The 21,716-nt window shown below is 60.8% G+C and carries 19 protein-coding genes; 13 read left to right on the top strand and 6 right to left on the bottom strand.

Annotated features, from left to right (window positions below; all coding sequences use genetic code 11):
- Positions 1 to 6 precede the first annotated feature (6 nt).
- From IFT47_RS08200 to rloA, 5 genes are all read right to left on the bottom strand, one after another.
- Positions 7 to 771 (bottom strand): ABC transporter ATP-binding protein, encoded by a 765-nt coding sequence (locus tag IFT47_RS08200; protein WP_244655914.1) that lies wholly within the window; start codon positions 769 to 771, stop codon positions 7 to 9.
- Positions 768 to 1,787 (bottom strand): FecCD family ABC transporter permease, encoded by a 1,020-nt coding sequence (locus tag IFT47_RS08195; RefSeq protein WP_192172432.1) that lies wholly within the window; start codon positions 1,785 to 1,787, stop codon positions 768 to 770. The genes IFT47_RS08200 and IFT47_RS08195 overlap by 4 nt, the downstream gene beginning before the upstream one ends.
- Positions 1,788 to 2,228: 441 nt before the next feature.
- Positions 2,229 to 3,197 (bottom strand): alpha-L-glutamate ligase-like protein, encoded by a 969-nt coding sequence (locus tag IFT47_RS08190; RefSeq protein ID WP_192172625.1) that lies wholly within the window; start codon positions 3,195 to 3,197, stop codon positions 2,229 to 2,231.
- Positions 3,197 to 4,747 (bottom strand): osmotic stress tolerance membrane protein RloB, encoded by a 1,551-nt coding sequence (gene rloB / locus IFT47_RS08185; RefSeq protein ID WP_192172433.1) that lies wholly within the window; start codon positions 4,745 to 4,747, stop codon positions 3,197 to 3,199. Before rloB ends, IFT47_RS08190 begins: the two co-directional genes overlap by 1 nt.
- 4 nt (positions 4,748 to 4,751) lie before the next feature.
- Entirely contained in the window at positions 4,752 to 5,312 is a 561-nt protein-coding gene (gene rloA, locus IFT47_RS08180; protein ID WP_192172434.1) for a retropepsin-like aspartic peptidase RloA, read from the bottom strand.
- A gap of 296 nt (positions 5,313 to 5,608) precedes the next feature.
- Here rloA and IFT47_RS08175 point away from each other — a divergent pair, with 296 nt between their 5' ends.
- From IFT47_RS08175 to prpF, 5 genes are all read left to right on the top strand, one after another.
- Entirely contained in the window at positions 5,609 to 6,316 is a 708-nt protein-coding gene (locus tag IFT47_RS08175) for a GntR family transcriptional regulator (RefSeq protein WP_192172626.1), read from the top strand.
- A complete protein-coding gene (gene prpB, locus IFT47_RS08170) occupies positions 6,313 to 7,212 on the top strand; it encodes a methylisocitrate lyase (RefSeq protein WP_192172435.1) in 900 nt (299 codons plus the stop codon). The genes IFT47_RS08175 and prpB overlap by 4 nt, the downstream gene beginning before the upstream one ends.
- A 54-nt stretch (positions 7,213 to 7,266) precedes the next feature.
- Positions 7,267 to 8,394 carry a bifunctional 2-methylcitrate synthase/citrate synthase gene (gene prpC / locus IFT47_RS08165; protein ID WP_192172436.1) on the top strand — a complete coding sequence of 376 codons (1,128 nt, stop codon included), beginning with the start codon at positions 7,267 to 7,269 and terminating at the stop codon, positions 8,392 to 8,394.
- Positions 8,395 to 8,505: 111 nt separating this feature from the next.
- Positions 8,506 to 11,100 carry a Fe/S-dependent 2-methylisocitrate dehydratase AcnD gene (gene acnD / locus IFT47_RS08160; protein WP_192172437.1) on the top strand — a complete coding sequence of 865 codons (2,595 nt, stop codon included), beginning with the start codon at positions 8,506 to 8,508 and terminating at the stop codon, positions 11,098 to 11,100.
- Positions 11,101 to 11,169: 69 nt separating this feature from the next.
- Entirely contained in the window at positions 11,170 to 12,360 is a 1,191-nt protein-coding gene (prpF, locus tag IFT47_RS08155) for a 2-methylaconitate cis-trans isomerase PrpF (protein ID WP_192172438.1), read from the top strand.
- A gap of 63 nt (positions 12,361 to 12,423) precedes the next feature.
- On the opposite strand, the gene ppsR is transcribed toward prpF, so the two are convergent.
- The gene (gene ppsR, locus IFT47_RS08150; RefSeq protein WP_074887131.1) at positions 12,424 to 13,242 is read right to left on the bottom strand and encodes a posphoenolpyruvate synthetase regulatory kinase/phosphorylase PpsR; all 819 of its coding nucleotides are present in this window, start codon (positions 13,240 to 13,242) and stop codon (positions 12,424 to 12,426) included.
- A gap of 149 nt (positions 13,243 to 13,391) precedes the next feature.
- On the opposite strand from ppsR, the gene ppsA reads away from it, so the two are divergent.
- The 8 genes from ppsA to IFT47_RS08110 all read left to right on the top strand — a co-directional run bounded on the left by ppsA (position 13,392) and on the right by IFT47_RS08110 (position 21,695).
- Positions 13,392 to 15,767 (top strand): phosphoenolpyruvate synthase, encoded by a 2,376-nt coding sequence (ppsA, locus tag IFT47_RS08145; RefSeq protein WP_192172439.1) that lies wholly within the window; start codon positions 13,392 to 13,394, stop codon positions 15,765 to 15,767.
- Positions 15,768 to 15,937: 170 nt separating this feature from the next.
- Positions 15,938 to 16,933, top strand: coding sequence for an alpha/beta fold hydrolase (locus tag IFT47_RS08140; RefSeq protein WP_192172440.1), 996 nt, complete (start codon positions 15,938 to 15,940; stop codon positions 16,931 to 16,933).
- A 221-nt stretch (positions 16,934 to 17,154) separates the two neighbouring features.
- Entirely contained in the window at positions 17,155 to 17,643 is a 489-nt protein-coding gene (gene rraA, locus IFT47_RS08135; protein WP_172612638.1) for a ribonuclease E activity regulator RraA, read from the top strand.
- A 51-nt stretch (positions 17,644 to 17,694) separates the two neighbouring features.
- Positions 17,695 to 18,690 (top strand): zinc transporter ZntB, encoded by a 996-nt coding sequence (locus tag IFT47_RS08130; protein WP_192172441.1) that lies wholly within the window; start codon positions 17,695 to 17,697, stop codon positions 18,688 to 18,690.
- 86 nt (positions 18,691 to 18,776) lie between these two features.
- Complete coding sequence (locus IFT47_RS08125) at positions 18,777 to 19,046, top strand: CrfX protein (protein ID WP_192172442.1); 270 nt, start codon at positions 18,777 to 18,779, stop codon at positions 19,044 to 19,046.
- A gap of 2 nt (positions 19,047 to 19,048) precedes the next feature.
- Positions 19,049 to 19,873 (top strand): mechanosensitive ion channel family protein, encoded by an 825-nt coding sequence (locus IFT47_RS08120; RefSeq protein ID WP_037011040.1) that lies wholly within the window; start codon positions 19,049 to 19,051, stop codon positions 19,871 to 19,873.
- A gap of 89 nt (positions 19,874 to 19,962) precedes the next feature.
- Positions 19,963 to 20,553 carry an RNA polymerase sigma factor SigX gene (gene sigX, locus IFT47_RS08115; protein ID WP_065988497.1) on the top strand — a complete coding sequence of 197 codons (591 nt, stop codon included), beginning with the start codon at positions 19,963 to 19,965 and terminating at the stop codon, positions 20,551 to 20,553.
- A gap of 107 nt (positions 20,554 to 20,660) precedes the next feature.
- Positions 20,661 to 21,695: an OmpA family protein gene (locus tag IFT47_RS08110; protein WP_037011036.1), complete on the top strand. Its 1,035-nt coding sequence runs from the start codon at positions 20,661 to 20,663 to the stop codon at positions 21,693 to 21,695.
- Positions 21,696 to 21,716: the final 21 nt, after the last annotated feature.

The following is a 21,716-nucleotide window of genomic DNA, read 5'->3' as shown; positions in this document are numbered from 1 at the left end:
AAACACTCAGGAAGGAATAAAAAAGCGGTGGCCGTTGGTGTCGATCTGCTCCACGGCGATCTGGTAAAGACGCGCCATCAGGGCGCTGTCGATGACGTCGTGGGGGGATCCGTCGGCGATGAGTCGGCCGTCGTGCAGCACCAGCACGCGATTGGCCGAGGCAAGGGCATGTTCAGGGCGATGGGTGCTGGAGAGAATGCTGATGCCCTGAGCGGCAAGGCGCTTGAGCAAGGCCAGCAGGCGCAACTGATGGCCGTAATCGAGACCGGTGACCGGCTCGTCGAGAATGATGATATTGGCGCGCTGAACCATGGCCCGGGCGATCAGCACCAACTGGCGCTCGCCACCGGACAGTTCGGTGTACGGCCGTTCACTCAAGTGATGAATGCCCAGGTCGTTCAGGGCCTGCTGCACAGAGGCCTTGTCGTCGCGGCTCGGCGCATGGCCCAGACCCACAGTGGGCAATCGCCCCTGCCCGACGATGTGGGCGACGCTGAACGGAAAGCTCGGGACGTGGCTCTGCGGCACGTAGGCAATCTGCCGGGCCACGGCGCGACGTTTCATTAAGCGCATCGGTTGGCCGTCGATCAGCACCTCGCCGGAGTGCGGCGTCAGCAACCCCAGCAGCAGCCTCATCAACGTGCTTTTTCCGGCACCGTTGGCCCCCAGCAGGGCAATGTTGTCGCCGGCGGCAATGTCCATCGAGACGTTATCGAGGATCAAGCGCTCGCCGATCCGATAGGTCAGTCCGCGGGCCTGCAAGCGCTTCATAGCCAACCCTTGCGCACGCGATGCAGCACCAGCACAAAGGCGATCGCGCCGAACAACTCGGTAATGATGCCGAGGGGGATTTCTCCCGCCGACACGCTGCGAGCGATGCCGTCGGCCCCCAGCAGGAAGATCCCGCCCAGGCAGGCGCTGAGGGGGAGCAGGCGCGTATTGCCGGGGCCGACCAGCAACCGCGCCAGGTGCGGAATTAACAGGCCGATCCAGCCGACCATCCCGGCCAGACTCACCGTGAGCGCGCAGATCAGCGTGGTGAGGACAATCAGGCTGCCACGAATCTGCTCGACCGGCACGCCCAGGCTCAGGGCTTCGTCATCACTCAGTGACAGCGCGTCGATGGCGCGGCCGGTCAGGCACAGCATCACGATGGCCACGGCCAGAATCGGGCCGATGATCCACAGCGCCTGCACGTCCACGGCACTGAGGCTGCCGAGCAGCCAATAGACGATGCTCGGCAACTGATCCAGCGGATCGGCCATGTATTGAGCAATGGACAGCAAGGAAGTGAAGAGGGCGTTCGCGACAATGCCGCCGAGCACCAACAGCAGGATCGAGGGGGTCTGAAACATGTGCGCGATGCCCAGACCAACCGCTACGGCGATGAGCCCGGTCACGCACGCCACCAGCGCAATGGCCAGAGGCGGCAGGTGCCAGATGATTCCCAGCGCAGCACCGAACGCACAGCCGCTCAACACGCCCAGCAGGCCCGGCGACACCAGCGGATTGCGGAACACGCCCTGATACGCCGCGCCTGAGACCGATAGCCCGGCGCCCACGAGTATCGCCGCGATCACCCGGGGCAGGCGCGCCTCGATGATCAAGGTGTGGAGCAGGTCGTAGCGCTGAGTGGGCATGTCGCTGAGGCCCAGCATCGTCGCAACGAACGAGCAGAGATCGTGGATTGAAATTTGATAGCGGCCCAATAACAGCGCGCAGGCGGCTGTCACGATCAACGCCAACAGGCTGAGAAACAGAGGGGAATACAGCTTGGCAGGAGACATCTGTTACTCATTGTTTCGGTATGTAAAAAACTATACAGCGATAGGCAAGGCTTCTCTAGGGACGCAATGCCGCATGGGGTGAATCTTCATTTAGCAGGGGGTTTATGGGTGGCGAGTTTCGGCTTGAGTTTTGCGGTGTGACGCCTGACGTCTTCCCGGCTAAAGCCGGTCCCACAGTCCGAGTTTCAGCCGGTCACATTGACGGCACACGGTATTTAGTGGGACCGGCTTCAGCCGGGAAGAGGCCGGTGTGAACGCCATCAGATGTGCGGCGTGGCACGTGACGTCTTCCCGGCTAAAGCCGGTCCCACAGTCCGAGTTTCAGCCGGTCCCACTGACGGCACGCGGTATTTAGTGGGACCGGCTTCAGCCGGGAAGAGGCCGGTGTGATCGCCATCAGTTTATCGGTGAACACCGATCAGCCCGATCTATCGACAAAATTCAAACGTGCCCAAACAACCCCTGAGCAAACTTGACCCGCTCTTCCGGACTCTCCTGAACACCTTCCGCCGCCAGTTCCTCGAGCCGTTTCTCCACCGCCACGGTCCGGTGAGTCAGCCCGCAATCGTTGGCGATCTGGATGTTCAGCCCCGGCCGGGCATTCAACTCCAGAATCAACGGCCCGCGATCCTGGTCCAGCACCATGTCGACGCCGATATAACCCAGCCCGCACAGCTCGTAGCACTCGGCCGCGAGCTTCATGAAACCGTCCCAGTTCGGCAGTTGCACGCCATCCACCGCGTTGGTGGTGTCGGGGTGCTTGCTGATGATGTTGTTCAGCCAGGTGCCGCGCAGCGTCAGGCCGGTCGCCAGATCGACGCCGACACCGATGGCGCCCTGGTGCAGGTTGGCCTTGCCGCCGGACTGTCGGGTCGGCAGCCGCAGCATGGCCATCACCGGATAGCCCATCAGAACGATCACGCGGATGTCCGGAACGCCTTCGTAACTGATGCTCTTGAAAATCTGATCGGGCGTGACCCGGTATTCGATCAGCGCGCGGTCGCGATGGCCGCCCAAGGAATACAGCCCGGTGAGGATGCTGGAAATCTGGTGCTCGATTTCGTCGTGGCTGATGATGCGCCCGGACACCGTGCGGAAGCGCTCCTCGAAACGGTCGGCGATGACCAGAATGCCGTCGCCACCCGCGCCTTTGGCTGGCTTGATGACAAAGTCACTGCGCCCGCCGATGATCCCGTCAAGCTTGTCGATTTCCTTTTCGGTGGAAATGATCCCGTACAACTCGGGCACATGAATGCCCGCCGCGATGGCCCGCTCCTTGGTGATGATCTTGTCATCGACGATCGGGTAGAGGCTGCGCTTGTTGTACTTGAGCACGTAGTCGGCGTTACGCCGGTTGATGCCCATGATCCCCTTGGCTTCCAGTGCCTTCCAGGTTTTCCACCAGCCGATCATTGATGGTGTTCCCGCTCGGCATCTTCCTTGAGGAAGGCCTTGAAGCGGATCAGCTCGGTCAGCCGATAACCGCGATAACGCCCCATCGCCAGCATGAAGCCCACCAGAATCAGGAGGATCGCCGGGAACGTAAACACGAAGTAGATGAACTCCGGAATGCTCATGATGATGTGCGCCAGAGACGCCGCGAACAGCGTGCCGATGGCGACTTTCATCGCGTGCCCGCCGCCGCGCTCTTCCCAGGTGATCGACAGGCGCTCGATGGTCATGGTCAGAATCACCATCGGGAACAGCGCCACCGACAGCCCGCGCTCAAGCCCCAGCTTGTGGCTGAACAGGCTGATGGCGGCAATCAACACCACCACGAAGGTCAGCACCACCGACAGCCTCGGCAGCATTTGCAGCTTGAGGTGTTCCAGGTACGAGCGCAGGGACAGGCCCAGCGCCGTGATGATGGTGAATAACACGATGCCAAAGCCCAGTTGGGTCTCGCGGAACGCCAGCGCGATCAGCACCGGGGTGAAGGTGCCCAGGGTTTGCAGGCCTACGAGGTTGCGCAGGATCAGGATCACCAGCACGCCGATCGGGATCATCACCATGATCATGAAGGTCTGCTGGGTTTGCAGCGGCAAGCTGTAGAGCGAGTACTCGAGGAAGTCGGCGTCGGTGCTTTCGTCGGTCAGCTTGGCCAGACGAATCGCGTTCATCTCGCTGTTGTTCAGACTGAAGTTGACCGTGGCCTTCTTGCCACCCTCGACGGAGATCAGGTTGTCATTGCCGATCCACCACAGCAGGCGGTCCTGGGGCAGGCCCGCTTCACCGGTTTCCGGGTTGAAATACAGCCAGTCCTTGCCATTGAAGCTGCGCAGCCACAGTTCCGGCGACTGCGGCTGATCGGCGACCAAACGGATGGTGTGGGCTTTCTCCACCGGCACGTGGGCGATGGACAAAAGGGTTTCGGTGATGCGCGCCTTGTTCGCCACCGAGGTATCGCCGGCCAGCAGCAGCTTGACGTTGTCGTCGCTCAGATTGTTGACCCGCTTGATGGCTTCGCTGACGAAGGTTTCGACGTCGGCGGAGTGCTGCCGGATGGGCGCAAGCAGGGCGTCGGCAGCGATTTTTTCCGGCCCTTCGACGACGATGCTGTCGCGGAAGATCGGCCCCTTGATCTTGGCTTTCTCGCCGCTGTAGCGCTTGGTCAATACCAGTCGGTAGTACAGCGTCTGATTGCCGGTGGCCCGGCGCGCGGACCAGGTGACCTTGCGGTTGCCGTCGGCGCGGTTGACGTTCACGCCATAGTTGTTGGAGATGAAGCTTTCATTGAGGCTGATGTAATCGCGGGACAGCGGCGGCACGTACATCTGCACCTTGACCGTGTCCTTGGGGTTGGCGACGAACTCGACCTTGGCGTCGATGTTCCACAGGTCGTCGGTTTCATCTTCGGTCACCGGAATGCCGAGTACCAATATCTGATAAGCCGTGATCGCGATGCCCAGCGTGACGAGGGTCGCGATCAGGATCTTCAGATGGAGGGTAAGAGAGCGCATGTCGTTACTCTGCGGTTGGAGCATTGACGCAGGCAGGCTTGCCCGCTGCGTATTTCAGGCTTGGATCGACCAGCGCATCGAAGTGCTTGAGGGCTTCGGAGCCAATCAAAAGCGGGTATTGGAATGCGCTGCGGTCGGTCAAGTTCACTTCTATGGTGCGCAGCGCCTCGCCCATGCAGACATCCAGGCTGATGACCGGGCGTGCGGTGTATTTCTTGTCGTCATCGACGTCGATGTCACCTGCGCGGCGCTTGATTTTGCTGACCCGGGCAAGGGGGCGTTCGATGGGGTGTTCGTGGGCGTCGTCGATGGCCAGGTAAAAACGCACCCAGGAATCGCCATTGCGCTTGAAGCGCTTGATGTCGCGGGCGCTCAGGGAGGCGGTTTTGGCGCCGGTGTCCAGTTTGGCCGCGACCTGCAGGTCGATGTCGGCCAGCTCGGCATATTCGTTCAGGCCATACACCGTCTTTTCAGCGGCCAGGGCCAGGCCGGGGAGAAAAAAACCGGGCAGAAAGACGCCTGGCAGGTACAGCGATAAGAGGAAGAGAAGAGGGTGGCGGCTCATAAGTCCAGGCGCGATGAAAAGTGAAGAAGCTGCTTTGACGTCGAAAAGTGGTTTTGGTTTGACCAAGGGTGCCGCTCCTGCGAAAGCCGCCTGCTGCCCGCGTGGGCGTTCTGAGGCGGCCGGCATTCTAGCATGAAGCTTTTATGGCACCAGCGAAGGGCGGCGCGGATACGGGCTGTCGGACTTTTCGTCAAAATGTGTCGCTATTAGATGATTGTCGACAATCGATCGTTTTGCTTTGACGAATCTGGCATCTTTCGCTAGATTTGCGGGCATTCAATCAGCAGGTGTCAACAATTTTGGATGCCGCAGAAATTCTGCCTGCCTCTCCGGTGGATGCCGAGACCCTGTCCGAGAACGTGTTCCGCCGTATTCAGGCGGCTATCGTCAAGGGCGATATCGCCCCCGGCAGCAAGATCTCCGAGCCCGAACTGGCGCGCACTTACGGCATCAGCCGAGGGCCGTTGCGCGAGGCCATTCACCGGCTCGAAGGCCAGCGCCTGTTGGTCCGCGTGCCCCACGTCGGCGCTCGCGTGGTCTCGCTGAGCCATGCCGAACTGGTCGAGCTGTACGAAATCCGCGAATCCCTCGAAGGCATGGCCTGTCGACTCGCTGCCGAGCGCATGACGGTTGAAGAAGTCGACGACTTGCGCCGCGTGCTGGAAACCCACGAATGCGACAGCGCCTTCCAGGCCGGCGTCGGCTATTACCAGCAGGAAGGCGATTTCGACTTTCATTACCGGATCATCCAGGGCGCGCGCAACAGCACGCTGACCCAGATGCTCTGCGATGACCTCTATCAACTGGTGCGCATGTACCGCATTCAGTTCTCGACAACGCCCAACCGCCCGCGCCAGGCGTTCGCCGAGCACCACCGTATTCTCGACGCCATCGCCGACCGTGACGGCGAGCTGGCCGAGCTGTTGATGCGCCGCCACATTGCCGCATCCAAACGCAATATTGAGCAGCACTTCCACGCTGCCACTGCCCGAGGTGAACAATGACCACAAGAACCACAAGAACCACTCCCGGCCAACGCTTCCGTGACGCCGTTGCCAGCGAGCATCCGCTGCAAGTGGTCGGCACGATCAACGCCAACCACGCGCTGCTGGCGCAACGGGCCGGCTTCAAGGCCATTTACCTGTCCGGCGGCGGTGTTGCGGCGGGTTCCCTGGGCGTGCCGGACCTCGGCATTACCGGTCTGGACGATGTGCTCACCGACGTGCGCCGCATCACCGACGTCTGCGACCTGCCGCTGTTGGTGGACGTCGACACCGGCTTCGGTGCCTCGGCGTTCAACGTGGCGCGCACGGTGAAGTCGATGATCAAGTTCGGCGCGGCGGCGATGCACATTGAAGATCAGGTCGGCGCCAAGCGCTGCGGTCACCGGCCCGGCAAGGAAATCGTCTCGCAGCAGGAGATGGTCGACCGCATCAAGGCGGCGGTTGATGCGCGAACCGACGACAGTTTCGTGATCATGGCGCGCACCGATGCGCTGGCGGTGGAAGGGCTAGAGTCTGCTCTGGACCGCGCCGCTGCGTGCATCGAAGCGGGCGCCGACATGGTCTTCCCGGAAGCGATCACCGAGCTTGAGATGTACAAGCTGTTTGCGTCACGGGTGAAGGCGCCGATCCTCGCCAATATCACCGAATTCGGCTCGACGCCGCTGTTCACCACCGACGAGCTGAAGTCCGCTGAAGTGGCGCTGGTGCTGTACCCGCTGTCGGCGTTCCGGGCGATGAACAAGGCGGCGGAAAACGTCTACACCGCGATTCGTCGCGACGGCACCCAGAAGAACGTCGTCGACACCATGCAGACGCGTATGGAGTTGTACGAGCGCATCGACTATCACGCATTCGAGCAGAAGCTCGATGCCCTGTTTGCGCAGAAGAAATCGTAGAAAAGCCGCAAATGAATTGCCGATTCCCACACAACTACAAGACTGGAGACAGCAATGGCTGAAGCAAAAGTATTGAGCGGCGCAGGCCTGCGAGGCCAGGTGGCCGGACAGACCGCGTTGTCCACCGTCGGCCAGGCCGGCGCCGGATTGACCTACCGCGGCTATGACGTGCGTGAACTCGCCGCCGACGCCCGATTCGAAGAAGTCGCGTACCTGCTGCTGTACGGCGAACTGCCAACCCAGCCGCAGCTCGACGGTTACCTGAAGAAACTCCAGGGCCTGCGTGACCTGCCCCAGGCGCTGAAAGAAGTGCTTGAGCGCATCCCCGCCGACACCCACCCCATGGACGTGATGCGCACCGGTTGCTCGATGCTCGGCAACCTCGAGCCCGAAGCAAGCTTCGCCGACCAGCTCGATTCCACCGACCGGCTGCTCGCCGCGTTCCCGGCGATCATGTGCTACTGGTACCGCTTCAGCCATGACGGCAAGCGCATCGACTGCGTTACCGATGAGGTGTCCATCGCCGGGCACTTCCTGAAGCTGTTGCTGGACAAGGCGCCGAGCGAATTGCACCGCAAGGTCATGGACGTGTCGCTGATTCTTTACGCCGAGCACGAATTCAACGCCTCGACCTTCACCGCCCGGGTCTGCGCATCGACCCTGTCCGATCTTTTTTCCTGCATCACGGCGTCCATTGGCACGTTGCGCGGGCCTTTGCACGGCGGCGCCAATGAAGCGGCGATGGAGATGATCCAGAAGTTCTCGTCCGCCGAAGAAGCCACCCAGGGCACCTTGGCGATGCTCGAACGCAAGGACAAGATCATGGGCTTCGGTCACGCGATCTATAAGGACAACGACCCGCGTAACGAGGTGATCAAGGGCTGGTCGAAAAAGCTCGCGGAGGAGGTGGGCGACACGGTGTTGTTCCCGGTCTCCGAAGCCATCGACAAGACCATGTGGGAGCAGAAGAAGCTGTTCCCCAACGCCGACTTCTATCACGCCTCGGCGTACCACTTCATGGGCATCCCGACCAAGCTGTTCACCCCGATCTTCGTCTGCTCGCGCCTGACCGGCTGGGCCTCCCACGTGTTCGAACAGCGCGCCAACAACCGCATCATCCGACCGAGCGCCGAATACATCGGCGTCGAACAGCGCACATTCGTGCCCATCGAACAGCGCTGATGGGGCAGGGGCCACTGACTGAAGACTGAGACTAATTCCTGTGGGAGCGTGCTCAGTTCAAGGCCGGTGCAATCCCCCGCCTTTTGAAACTACCGTGATCGAGTCCTGACGATGAACACTGAATACCGCAAAGCCCTGCCCGGCACTGCGCTGGATTATTTCGATGCCCGCGCGGCGGTCGATGCAATCAAGCCCGGCGCCTACGCCACGCTGCCTTACACCTCCCGCGTGCTCGCTGAAAACCTGGTGCGCCGTTGCCATCCGACGACGCTGACGGCCTCGCTCACGCAACTGATCGAACGCAAGCGCGACCTCGACTTTCCGTGGTTTCCGGCGCGCGTGGTCTGCCACGACATCCTCGGTCAGACCGCGCTGGTGGACCTCGCCGGCTTGCGCGATGCCATTGCCGACATGGGCGGCGACCCCGCGCAGGTCAATCCCGTGGTGCCCGTGCAGTTGATCGTCGACCACTCGCTGGCCGTCGAATGCGGGGGCTACGACCCGGACGCGTTCAGCAAGAACCGGGCGATTGAAGACCGTCGCAACGAAGACCGCTTCCACTTCATCAACTGGACCAAGCAGGCGTTCAAGAACGTCGAAGTGATCCCGCCGGGCAACGGCATCATGCATCAGATCAATCTGGAGCGGATGTCGCCGGTGATCCAGACGCTGAATGGCGTCGCCTTCCCGGATACGCTGGTCGGCACCGACAGCCACACGCCTCACGTGGATGCGCTGGGCGTCGTCGCCATTGGTGTCGGTGGCCTTGAAGCCGAGAACGTCATGCTCGGCCGTGCCTCGTGGATGCGCCTGCCGGACATCATCGGCGTCGAACTGTCAGGCCGTCCGCAGTCGGGCATTACCGCCACCGACGTGGTGCTGGCGCTCACCGAATACTTGCGTCAGCAAAAGGTCGTCGGCGCGTACCTTGAGTTCTACGGCGAAGGGGCCCGCGCGCTGACCCTCGGCGACCGTGCGACCATCTCGAACATGGCCCCCGAATACGGCGCAACCGCCGCTATGTTCAGCATTGATCAACAGACCATCGACTATCTCCGGCTGACCGGTCGCGAAGACCAGCAAGTGCAGCTGGTCGAAGCCTTCGCCCGTCATACCGGGTTGTGGGCCGACAGTCTGGTCACGGCCGAATATGAGCGCGTGCTGCGTTTCGACTTGTCCAGCGTCGTGCGCAACATGGCCGGGCCGTCCAACCCACACGCACGTGTAGCCACTTCTGATCTCGCCGCCAAAGGCATTGCGGCGCCGTGGGAGGAAACCCCGGGCCAAATGCCGGACGGCGCGGTGATCATTGCCGCCATCACCAGTTGCACCAACACCAGCAACCCGCGCAACGTCATCGCTGCAGGCTTGCTGGCGCGCAACGCCAATCGCCTGGGACTGACACGCAAACCCTGGGTCAAGTCGTCCCTGGCGCCGGGCTCGAAGACCGTCGCGCTGTACCTCGACGAAGCGGGGCTGACCGGCGAGCTGGAGCAACTGGGTTTCGGCATCGTCGCGTTCGCGTGCACCACCTGCAACGGCATGTCTGGCGCGCTGGACCCCTTGATCCAGCAGGAAATCATCGACCGCGACCTGTACGCCACGGCAGTGCTTTCGGGCAACCGCAACTTCGACGGGCGCATTCACCCTTACGCCAAGCAGGCCTTTCTCGCCTCGCCGCCGCTGGTGGTGGCCTACGCCATCGCCGGAACGATCCGCTTCGATATCGAGAAAGATGTGCTGGGTCTTGGCCCGAACGGCCAAGAAATCCGCCTGAAAGACCTCTGGCCAACTGACACCGAAATTGACCAGGTGGTGAAGGCCTCGGTCAAGCCGGAGCAGTTCCGTCAGGTGTACATCCCGATGTTCGCCATCCACGAAGATACCGGGCCGAAAGTCGCGCCGCTTTACGACTGGCGGCCGATGAGCACGTACATTCGCCGCCCGCCGTACTGGGAAGGCGCCCTGGCCGGCGAGAGAACCCTCAAGGGCATGCGTCCGCTGGCGGTGTTGCCGGACAACATCACCACCGATCACCTGTCGCCGTCTAACGCGATCATGCTTGACAGCGCGGCCGGCGAATACCTGGACAAAATGGGCCTGCCGGAAGAGGACTTCAACTCCTACGCCACCCATCGCGGCGATCACCTGACGGCCCAGCGCGCCACCTTCGCCAACCCCAAGCTGTTCAATGAAATGGTGCTGGAGAACGGCAAGGTCAAGCAGGGTTCCTACGCGCGGATCGAGCCGGAAGGCCAGGTCACGCGGATGTGGGAGGCCATCGAAACCTATATGGCGCGCAAGCAGCCGCTGATCATCATCGCCGGCGCCGATTACGGCCAGGGTTCGTCCCGGGACTGGGCCGCCAAGGGCGTGCGCCTGGCGGGCGTCGAAGTCATCGTCGCCGAAGGCTTCGAGCGCATCCACCGCACCAATCTGGTGGGCATGGGCGTGCTGCCGCTGGAGTTCAAGCCGGGCACCAATCGCCTGACCCTGGGCATCGATGGCAGTGAAATCTACGATGTGATCGGCGCGCGCACGCCGGGTGCCACGCTGACGCTGATCATCCAGCGCAAGAATGGCGAGCGCGTGGAGGTGCCGGTGACCTGCCGCCTCGACACGGGGGAAGAGGTGTTGATCTACGAAGCCGGCGGCGTATTGCAACGCTTCGCCCAGGACTTCCTCGAATCCTCGGCCGTCGCCTGAGCTGACGCGCGCTCTGCTCTCTATGCGCGCTCTGCTCTCTATATAAGAAAGGACAAGAAGGAACAGTTCATGGCTTCCACAGCACAGATCAAGATTCCCGCGACCTACATGCGCGGTGGCACCAGCAAGGGCGTGTTTTTCCTCCGGGACGATCTGCCCGAAGCCGCGCAAACCCCCGGCGCTGCCCGTGACGCCTTGTTACTGCGGGTGATCGGCAGCCCCGACCCCTACGCCAAGCATATCGATGGCATGGGCGGCGCGACGTCGAGCACCAGCAAAACGGTGATCCTGTCAAAGAGCGAGAAAGCCGATCACGACGTCGATTACCTGTTCGGCCAAGTTGCCATCGACAAGGCCTTCGTCGACTGGAGCGGCAATTGCGGCAACCTGTCGGCGGCGGTCGGCCCGTTCGCCATCAGCAACGGTCTGGTTGACCCGGCGCGCATCCCCCGCAACGGCGTCGCGGTAGTGCGCATCTGGCAGGCCAACATCGGCAAAACCATCATCGCCCACGTGCCGATGACCGACGGCGCGGTGCAGGAAGCCGGCGATTTCGAGCTCGATGGCGTGACCTTCCCGGCGGCGGAAGTGCAGCTGGAGTTCATGGACCCGGCCGCCGACGAGGAGGGCGCTGGCGGCTCGATGTTCCCTACCGGCAATCTGGTGGATGACCTCGAAGTGCCGGGCGTCGGGACGTTCAAGGCGACGATGATCAATGCCGGCATCCCGACCATCTTCGTCAACGCCCGCGACATCGGTTATACCGGCAGCGAATTGCAGGACGCGATCAACAGCGACCCGAAAGCCCTGAGCATGTTCGAGACAATCCGCGCCTATGGGGCCGTGCGCATGGGGCTGATCGGCACTGTCGAGGAGGCAGCGACGCGTCAGCACACACCCAAAGTGGCGTTCGTGGCCGCGCCCGCGGAATACCTGTCTTCCAGCGGCAAGCGCGTCACAACCGAAGACACAGATTTGCTGGTCCGCGCCATGTCCATGGGCAAACTGCACCACGCCATGATGGGCACCGCGGCAGTGGCGATCGGCACGGCGGCAGCGATTCCGGGCACCCTGGTCAACCTGGCAGCGGGCGGCGGCGAACGCAGCGCCGTGCGCTTCGGCCACCCCTCCGGAACCCTGCGCGTAGGCGCTGAAGCGGTGCTGGTCGACGGCGAATGGCAAGTCAAAAAAGCCATCATGAGCCGCAGTGCACGGGTATTGATGGAAGGTTGGGTGCGCGTGCCGGGTGACAGCTTCTGACCGAACGGCAAGGCCTGACTCCGTCAACTTGCAGCTTGTAGCTTCAAACTTGCAGCTGCTCAGCTACTTAAACCGCCGCTCGACGCCTTTCTCCACCAGCACCTTCGCCGAGATTTCCTCGACCGAAAAATGCGTGGAGTTGATGTGCGGGATGTTTTCGCGGCGGAACAGGCCCTCGACTTCGCGCACCTCGAACTCGCACTGGGCGTAGCTGGCGTAGCGGCTGTTGGGTTTGCGTTCGTGGCGGATGGCGGTGAGGCGGTCGGGGTCGATGGTCAGGCCGAACAGCTTGTCCCGGTGCAGTTTCAGCGCAGCGGGCAGCTGCAGGCGCTCCATGTCGTCTTCGGTGAGCGGGTAATTGGCCGCACGGATGCCGAATTGCATGGCCATGTACAGGCAGGTCGGGGTTTTGCCGCAGCGCGAGACGCCCACCAGAATGATGTCGGCTTTATCGTAATAATGGGTTCTGGCGCCGTCGTCGTTGTCCAGCGCGAAATTCACCGCCTCGATCCGCTCCATGTAATTGGAGTTGTGCCCGATGGAGTGGGATTTCCCCACCGAGTACGACGAGTGTGAACTAAGCTCCAGCTCCAGCGGGGCGAGGAAGGTCGAGAAGATGTCGATCATGAAGCCGTCGGAGGTCGCGAGAATCTCGCGGATGTCCTGGTTCACGATGGTGTCGAAGATGATCGGGCGGGCTTCGTCCTTCTCGGCGGCCTTGTTGATTTGCTGCACCATGGCCCGCGCCTTCTCGACGCTGTCGATATAGGGGCGCGTGAACTTGTTGAATGTAATGTTTTCAAATTGCGCTAGCAGGCTCTGGCCAAGGGTTTCGGCGGTAATGCCGGTGCCATCGGAGATGAAAAAAGCGGATCGTTTCATTTGCGCCCCGGGGCCTTAAGCTGAAGACAATTTGTGGATATGATAGGCCGGCTTGCGGGCCATGACTGGCCGCAGTCTACCCGTTTTCAATCGCCGCGATTCCCGCACCAAAGCATTTCCAACAATAACCGGTTAGTGGAGAGATCACCTTGGTAGAGTACGTAGTTTCCCTCGATAAGCTCGGCAAACATGATGTTGAGCACGTGGGGGGCAAGAACGCATCCCTCGGCGAGATGATCAGCAACCTGGCGGGCGCAGGCGTGTCCGTTCCCGGTGGCTTTGCCACTACCGCTCAGGCGTACCGTGACTTTCTTGAGCAGAGTGGCCTGAACGATCAGATCCATCAGGCCCTCGACGCGCTGGATGTCGACGACGTCAACGAGTTGGCCAGAACCGGCGCCAAGATCCGTCAGTGGATCATGGAGGCTGAATTCCCCGAGAAGCTCAACGCTGAAATCCGCACCGCCTTCGCCGAGCTCTCGGCGGGCAACCCGGACATCGCGGTGGCCGTGCGCTCTTCCGCTACCGCTGAAGATTTGCCGGACGCCTCCTTCGCCGGTCAGCAGGAAACCTTCCTGAACATCCGTGGCGTCGAAAACGTGATCCGCGCGGCGAAAGAAGTGTTCGCCTCGCTGTTCAACGACCGCGCCATTTCCTACCGCGTGCATCAGGGTTTCGACCACAAGCTGGTGGCGCTGTCCGCTGGCGTGCAGCGCATGGTGCGTTCTGAAACCGGCACCGCCGGCGTGATGTTCACCCTGGACACCGAATCCGGTTTCCGCGACGTGGTTTTCATCACCGGCGCCTACGGCCTGGGCGAGACCGTCGTCCAGGGCGCGGTCAACCCGGACGAATTCTACGTTCATAAAAACACCCTTGAAGCCGGTCGCCCGGCGATCCTGCGCCGCAACCTGGGCAGCAAGGCGATCAAGATGATCTACGGCGAAGAAGCCAAGGCCGGCAAATCGGTCAAGACCATCGACGTCGACCTGGCCGACCGCGCGCGTTTCTGTCTCAGCGACGATGAAGTCAGCAACCTGGCACGCCAGGCCATGATCATCGAAAAGCACTACCAGTGCCCGATGGACATCGAGTGGGCCAAAGACGGCGACGACGGCCAGCTGTACATCGTGCAGGCGCGTCCGGAGACCGTGAAAAGCCGCAGTTCGTCCAATGTCATGGAGCGTTACCTGCTGAAGGAGAAGGGCACCGTTCTGGTGGAAGGCCGCGCCATCGGCCAGCGCATCGGCGCCGGCAAGGTGCGGATCATCAAGGACGTGTCCGAGATGGACAAAGTCCAGCCCGGCGACGTGCTGGTCTCCGACATGACCGACCCGGACTGGGAACCGGTCATGAAGCGTGCCAGCGCCATCGTCACCAATCGCGGCGGGCGCACCTGCCACGCGGCGATCATTGCCCGCGAGCTGGGCATTCCGGCGGTAGTGGGTTGCGGCAATGCCACCGAGCTGTTGCAGGAAGGTCAGGGCGTCACCGTGTCCTGCGCCGAGGGCGACACCGGTTACATCTTCGAAGGCGAGCTGGGCTTCGACATCAAGCAGAACTCCGTCGACGCCATGCCTGACCTGCCGTTCAAGATCATGATGAACGTCGGCAACCCCGATCGCGCCTTTGATTTTGCCCAGCTGCCCAACGCCGGTATCGGCCTGGCGCGTCTTGAATTCATCATCAACCGCATGATCGGCGTGCACCCCAAGGCGCTGCTGAACTACGCCAACCTGCCCCAGGACATCAAGGAAAGCGTCGACAAGCGCATCGCCGGTTACAACGATCCGGTCGGTTTCTACGTCGAGAAGCTGGTGGAAGGCATCAGCACCCTGGCAGCGGCCTTCTCGCCGAAAAAAGTCATCGTGCGCCTGTCGGACTTCAAGTCCAACGAATACGCTAACCTGATTGGCGGAAAACTCTACGAACCGGAAGAAGAAAACCCGATGCTGGGCTTCCGTGGCGCGTCGCGTTACATCAGCGAAAACTTCCGCGACTGCTTCGAGCTGGAATGCCGTGCCCTCAAGCGCGTACGCAACGAGATGGGCCTGACCAACGTCGAAATCATGGTGCCGTTCGTCCGCACCCTGGGCGAAGCGAGTCAGGTTATCGATTTGCTTGCTGAGAACGGTCTGGCCCGTGGCGAGAACGGTCTGCGCGTGATCATGATGTGCGAACTGCCGTCCAACGCCCTGATGGCCGATGAGTTCCTCGAATTCTTCGACGGTTTCTCCATCGGTTCCAACGACCTGACCCAGCTGACCCTGGGCCTGGACCGTGACTCCGGGATCATCGCCCACTTGTTTGACGAGCGTAATCCTGCGGTCAAGAAGCTGCTGTCCTACGCCATTCAGGCCTGCAACAAGGCCGGCAAATACATCGGCATCTGCGGCCAGGGCCCGTCCGATCACCCGGATCTGGCGCGCTGGCTGATGGAACAGGGCATCGAAAGCGTTTCTCTGAACCCCGATTCGGTACTGGAAACCTGGTTCTTCCTGTCCGAAGAGGACGCTCCAACCTGATGCAGATCGAGTAAGATGCCGGCCCGTTTCCATGGGCCGGTTTCCCGAGAGGGCGGTTTTTAACGAATCCGCCCTTTTTTGTGGGTGATTTTCAGCGCGCTGGCAGCGTCAACCTGCTGTCCCGGCCATCGGCCAGCCCTAATCCACCAAGAGCGTCCAGCAAAAGCACCATGCAAAGCAGCAGTCATCTCTTTCCCGTGGCCCTGATCAGTGCCGAGCGTCGTGGCGACCTGACCGAGGACGTCTACCGTTTGAAGCCCGGCAACAGCCCGGATTTCACTGTCGAAATCGCCGTCACCCGGCTGGGTCTTGTGGCTGCACCGGATGCCCGAGGCGTGCCGGTGGTCCTGCTGCACGGCAGCTTTTCCAATCGGCGCTTCTGGTACTCGCCCAAGGGCATCGGCCTGGGCGCGTATCTGGCCCGCGCCGGGTTCGATGTGTGGATCCCGGAAATGCGCGGTCACGGCCTGTCGGCGCGCAACAGTGCGTACAAAACCAATTGCGTGGCCGATTACGCCCGCTTTGATCTGCCGGCCATCGCTGCGTTCGTGCGCGAGCAGACTGGCGAGGCGCCCCACTGGATCGGCCACTCCCTGGGCGGCACGACCCTGGCCGCAGCATTCGGCGGGCAGTACCTGGCGGCGGACGACGCGGCCTCGGTGGCGCTGTTCGGCAGTCAGGTCACCCGAAGCCACTGGCCGCTGAAAGTACCGCCACTGCAATGGGCTGCACGGCTGCTGCTCAAGCGCTTCGAGCACGTGGCAGGCCCGCGTTTCAAGCGCGGCCCGGAAGACGAGCCCATGGGCGTCCTGCTGGAAAGCATGCGCTGGCATAGCCTGTTCGGCGGCTTCGGGCACAAGAAGGAGGACTGGTGGGCCGGGCTGCAACAGGTGACGGTCCCGCTGCTGTGCGTGGCTGGCGCTGGCGATCATCAGGACCCGGCATGGGCCTGCCGCGAGCTCTTCGAGCGGTTCGGCAGCGAAGACAAGACGTTTCTCGTCCTGGGCCGCGAACAGGGTTTCAGTGAAGACTTCGGCCACGTGCCGATGCTGGTCAGCAAAGCCGCGCAAACCCAGGTGTGGCCTCGCGTGGCGGACTGGTTGAACCGCCATGTTCCGGTGGTAAAGGCTGAATCAACGCTGAACATGATGGCAACTCCGTCATAGTCACGGTTTCAGCCATTCCTTGGACGCCGACTTGTCGCTAAGCTGCACCCATTCTTCATCACCGGGGCCGAACGGCAGGTGGCGACTCGTTGGTCAGGTTTGTGTTCTGTATGAGGTGCTTTATAAGGATGCAGCCCGTTGAAGCGTCGGCCGTTGACGCAGGCCGTCTATCCTTGTAGTTGTTTTCCCTCATCACAGAGCTTTCCTGACAGGAGTTACCCATGCATTACATCACCCCGGACTTGTGCGACGCCTACCCTGAGCGGGTTCAGGTGGTGGAGCCGATGTTCAGCAACTTTGGTGGCCGTGATTCATTCGGCGGCGAGATCGTCACGCTCAAGTGCTTCGAAGACAATTCGCTGGTGCGCGAGCAGGCCGAGCAGCCTGGCCACGGAAAAGTATTGGTCGTGGACGGCGGAGGCTCGCTGCGTTGCGCATTGCTCGGCGACATGATTGCCGAAAAAGCAGCGAAAAACGGTTGGGAGGGCATGGTGATCTTCGGCTGCGTCCGCGACGTCGATGTACTTGCACAGACCGACCTCGGCGTGCAGGCATTGGCCAGTCACCCCCTCAAGACCGAAAAGCGTGGCCTCGGTGACCTGAACAAGGTGGTGACCTTCGGCGGTGTGACGTTCAAGCCGGGCGAATTCATCTATGCCGACAACAACGGAATCATCGTCTCGCCCAGCGCACTGAAGATGCCGGACTGATCGGTTTTATCCCTCTTCACGCTGGTAGCCATTCACTCAGCAAGGACACGAATGTTCGACGAAACAAACGCGCAGTGGGGGCTGGTTCATGCCCTTGTGTTGGACGGGAAGGGCGGGGCGCGTTCAATCCCCCGAACTGCACTGGATGGCCTGCAGCTGGAGCCCCACGAAAGTGTGTGGCTCCACTGGGATCGCAGCCATCCGCAGACCCAGACCTGGCTGCGCAAGACCAGCGGTCTCAGCGAGTTCGTTTGTGACCTGATGCTGGAAGAAAACACCCGGCCACGGCTACTGGCATTGCCCGACAACGAGCTGTTGCTGTTCCTGCGCGGGATCAACCTGAACCCTGGCGCCGAACCGGAAGACATGGTCTCGGTACGCATCTTTGCCGCCGCCCAGCGCGTTATCTCGTTGCGTTTGCGCTCGCTAAGGGCAACCGATGAGCTGATCACTTCACTGAATGAGGGCAAGGGCCCGAAAACCGCGTCCGAATTGCTGCTGTACCTGGCTCAGTTTCTGACCGACAAGGTTCAGGCAGTGGTCAGCGAGCTGACCGAATTGGTCGATGACATGGAAGAACGCATAGATGCCGACGAGCGGTATCTGCCCGAGCACGGCAACATGGTGCACATCCGCCGGCGAGCGGCGGGACTGCGTCGGTTCCTTGCACCGCAGCGCGAAATCTACGCCCAGCTGACGCGCAGCAAGATGCCGTGGTTCGTGGAAGACGATGCCGACTACTGGAACGAATTGAATAACAGCCTGACGCGCTATCTCGAAGAGCTGGAATTGACCCGAGAGCGCGTGGGGCTGGTGCTTGAGGCGGAAGACAGGCGCCTCAACGAGCGAATGAACAGGACCATGTATCGGTTTGGGATCATCACTGGGATTTTCCTGCCGATGAGCTTCCTGACAGGATTGTTGGGGATCAACGTGGGGGGCATCCCGGGGTCGGAAAATCCCTACGGATTTGTGTACGCTTGCGGCTTGATGCTCGTTGTGGCCGTCGGCCAGATGTGGCTGTTCAAGCGTTTGCGCTGGGTGTGAGGATGAAAAATCGGAAGGCGTTCATGTGTGTCGTGTGACTCAGGCAGAATTGGCTGCGTCTTTCAGTGACATTGCGTGAGGTGCCTATGCACGACCCGTTTGAAGAATCACTGCGAGACATGCTCAACTCGTCGTCCAGCAGCCGGGACGACGATGCCGTTCTGGGCCGAGTGTTGAAGACCGCCAACCGTCAGGTGGGCGCCGGTGATCTGTTCAGCCTTCTGGGTCGTTGCACGCAGGCTTTAATGATCGCCGTCAATAACGGCTCCGCTCACGTTTCACCCGTTTCCCGCCGCAAGGCGACACGTGCCGGTACTACGTTTACCGGTGCCGGTACACAAGACAAGGCTGATTGAATATGGAATTGGATCTCTGGACGCAGAGCCTGGTTACCGCAATGACTGCGCTGTGGACCAAAGTCGCGAATTTCATCCCGAATCTGTTCGGCGCGCTGGTCGTAGTGCTTTTGGGCTTCGTGGTGGCAAAGCTGCTCGACACCCTGCTTTCGAAGTTGTTGGCCAAACTCGGTCTGGATCGCCTGATGGGCGGCACCGGTTTGACCAAGCTGATCAGCCGCGCGGGCATTCAGGTCCCGATTTCGACCCTGATCGGCAAGATCGTTTATTGGTTCGTGCTCTTGATTTTTCTGGTGTCGGCGGCAGAATCGCTGGGGCTGGAGCGGGTCTCGGCGACGCTGGACATGCTCGCGCTGTACCTGCCGAAGGTGTTCGGCGCCGCGCTGGTGTTGCTGGTGGGTGTCTTGCTGGCGCAGTTGGTCAACGGTATTGTGCGGGGCGCTGCCGAAGGGGTGGGCCTGGATTACTCGGCTGGCCTGGGGCGAATCGCCCAGTGGCTGGTGATCATCATCAGTATTTCGGTGGCGATCAGTCAGCTGGAGGTCAAAACCGACCTGCTGAACCACGTTATTGTTATCGGATTGATTACCGTTGGTCTGGCCGTTGCGCTGGCCATGGGCCTGGGAAGCCGCGAAATCGCGAGCCAGATCCTGGCAGGAATTTATGTACGTGAGCTGTACCAGGTTGGGCAACAAGTGCGTGTGGGTGAGGTCGAAGGGCAGATCGAAGAAATTGGCACGGTGAAGACCACCCTGCTGACCGAGGAAGGCGAGTTGGTGTCTTTGTCCAACCGGATCCTCCTTGAGCAGCGAGTGAGCAGCCGTTGAGCCGGCGAATCTGCTAATGTATGCCGCCGCAAAACCCGGGCGATTCCCGGGCGCGGCGGACATCTACCCGACTGTCGGCACGACTTGTTTTGAATAACGTTCAAACGCCCTCTCTGCGCTACGACCCACGCGAGCTCTCCGATGAGGAGCTGGTTGCGCGTTCGCACGCCGAGCTGTTTCATGTGACGCGTGCCTACGAAGAGCTGATGCGTCGTTACCAGCGGACACTTTTTAACGTCTGCGCACGGTATCTGGGGAACGATCGCGATGCTGACGATGTCTGTCAGGAAGTGATGCTTAAGGTGTTGTATGGCTTGAAGAACTTCGAGGGTAAATCGAAGTTCAAAACCTGGCTCTACAGCATCACGTACAACGAATGCATCACGCAGTACAGGAAGGAGCGACGAAAGCGTCGGTTGCTGGACGCTTTGAGTCTTGACCCCCTCGAGGAAGCGTCGGAAGAAAAGACGCCGAAACCAGAAGAAAAGGGCGGGCTTGATCGTTGGCTTGTGCATGTGAATCCGATCGACAGGGAAATTCTGGTGCTACGATTTGTCGCAGAGCTGGAATTTCAGGAGATCGCTGACATCATGCACATGGGCCTGAGTGCCACGAAAATGCGTTACAAACGGGCACTTGATAAATTACGTGAGAAATTTGCAGGCGTTACCGAAACTTAACTCGGTGCAAATATCTCTAACGAGCAGGCAAGTTCTGATAGACTTGCCGACGAGTTGTCTCTCGCTAAGGGGGACTGCTTTACAATCACCAGATGGGGATTTAACGGATGAAACTGAAAAACACCTTGGGCTTGGCCATTGGTACTATTGTTGCCGCAACTTCGTTCGGCGCTCTGGCTCAAGGCCAAGGCGCAGTCGAAATCGAAGGCTTCGCCAAGAAAGAACAGTTCGACAGCGCTCGTAATTTCAAAAACGACGGCAACCTGTTCGGCGGTTCTGTTGGCTACTTCCTGACCGACGACGTTGAATTGCGTCTGGGCTATGATGAAGTGCACAACGTCCGTAGCGACAATGGCCAGAACATCAAGGGCGCGAACACCGCTCTGGACGCTCTGTACCACTTCAACAACCCGGGCGACATGCTGCGTCCATACGTTTCGGCTGGTTTCTCCGATCAGAGCATCGATCAGAACGGCAGCAACGGTCGTAACCGCTCCACTTTCGCCAACATCGGCGGCGGTGCCAAGCTGTACTTCACTGACAACTTCTATGCCCGTGCTGGCGTTGAAGCTCAGTACAACATCGACCAAGGCGACACCGAGTGGGCGCCAAGCGTCGGTATCGGTGTGAACTTCGGCGGCGGTTCGAAGAAAGTTGAAGCAGCACCGGCTCCAGTAGCTGAAGTGTGCTCCGACAGCGACAACGACGGCGTTTGCGACAACGTTGACAAGTGCCCTGACACCCCAGCAAACGTGACTGTTGACGCTAACGGCTGCCCAGCTGTTGCTGAAGTCGTACGCGTTGAGCTGGACGTTAAATTCGACTTCAACAAGTCGGTTGTGAAGCCAAACAGCTACGGCGACATCAAGAACCTGGCTGACTTCATGAAGCAGTACCCACAAACCACCACCACTGTTGAAGGTCACACTGACTCCGTCGGTCCTGACGCTTACAACCAGAAGCTGTCCGAGCGTCGTGCAAACGCCGTTAAGCAAGTTCTGGTTAACCAGTACGGTGTTGGCGCTAACCGCGTAAACTCGGTTGGCTACGGTGAAACCCGCCCAGTTGCTGACAACGCAACTGACGCTGGCCGCGCTGTAAACCGTCGCGTAGAAGCACAAGTAGAAGCCCAAGCTAAGTAATTAGCCTCGCTTCACGAAAAA

This window comes from Pseudomonas sp. CFBP 13711 (genome assembly GCF_014842265.1).
In the GTDB taxonomy this organism is placed as follows: Bacteria; Pseudomonadota; Gammaproteobacteria; order Pseudomonadales; family Pseudomonadaceae; genus Aquipseudomonas.
The sequence above is the reverse complement of the archived record's forward strand: the minus strand, read 5'-3'. Positions and strand labels throughout refer to the sequence as shown.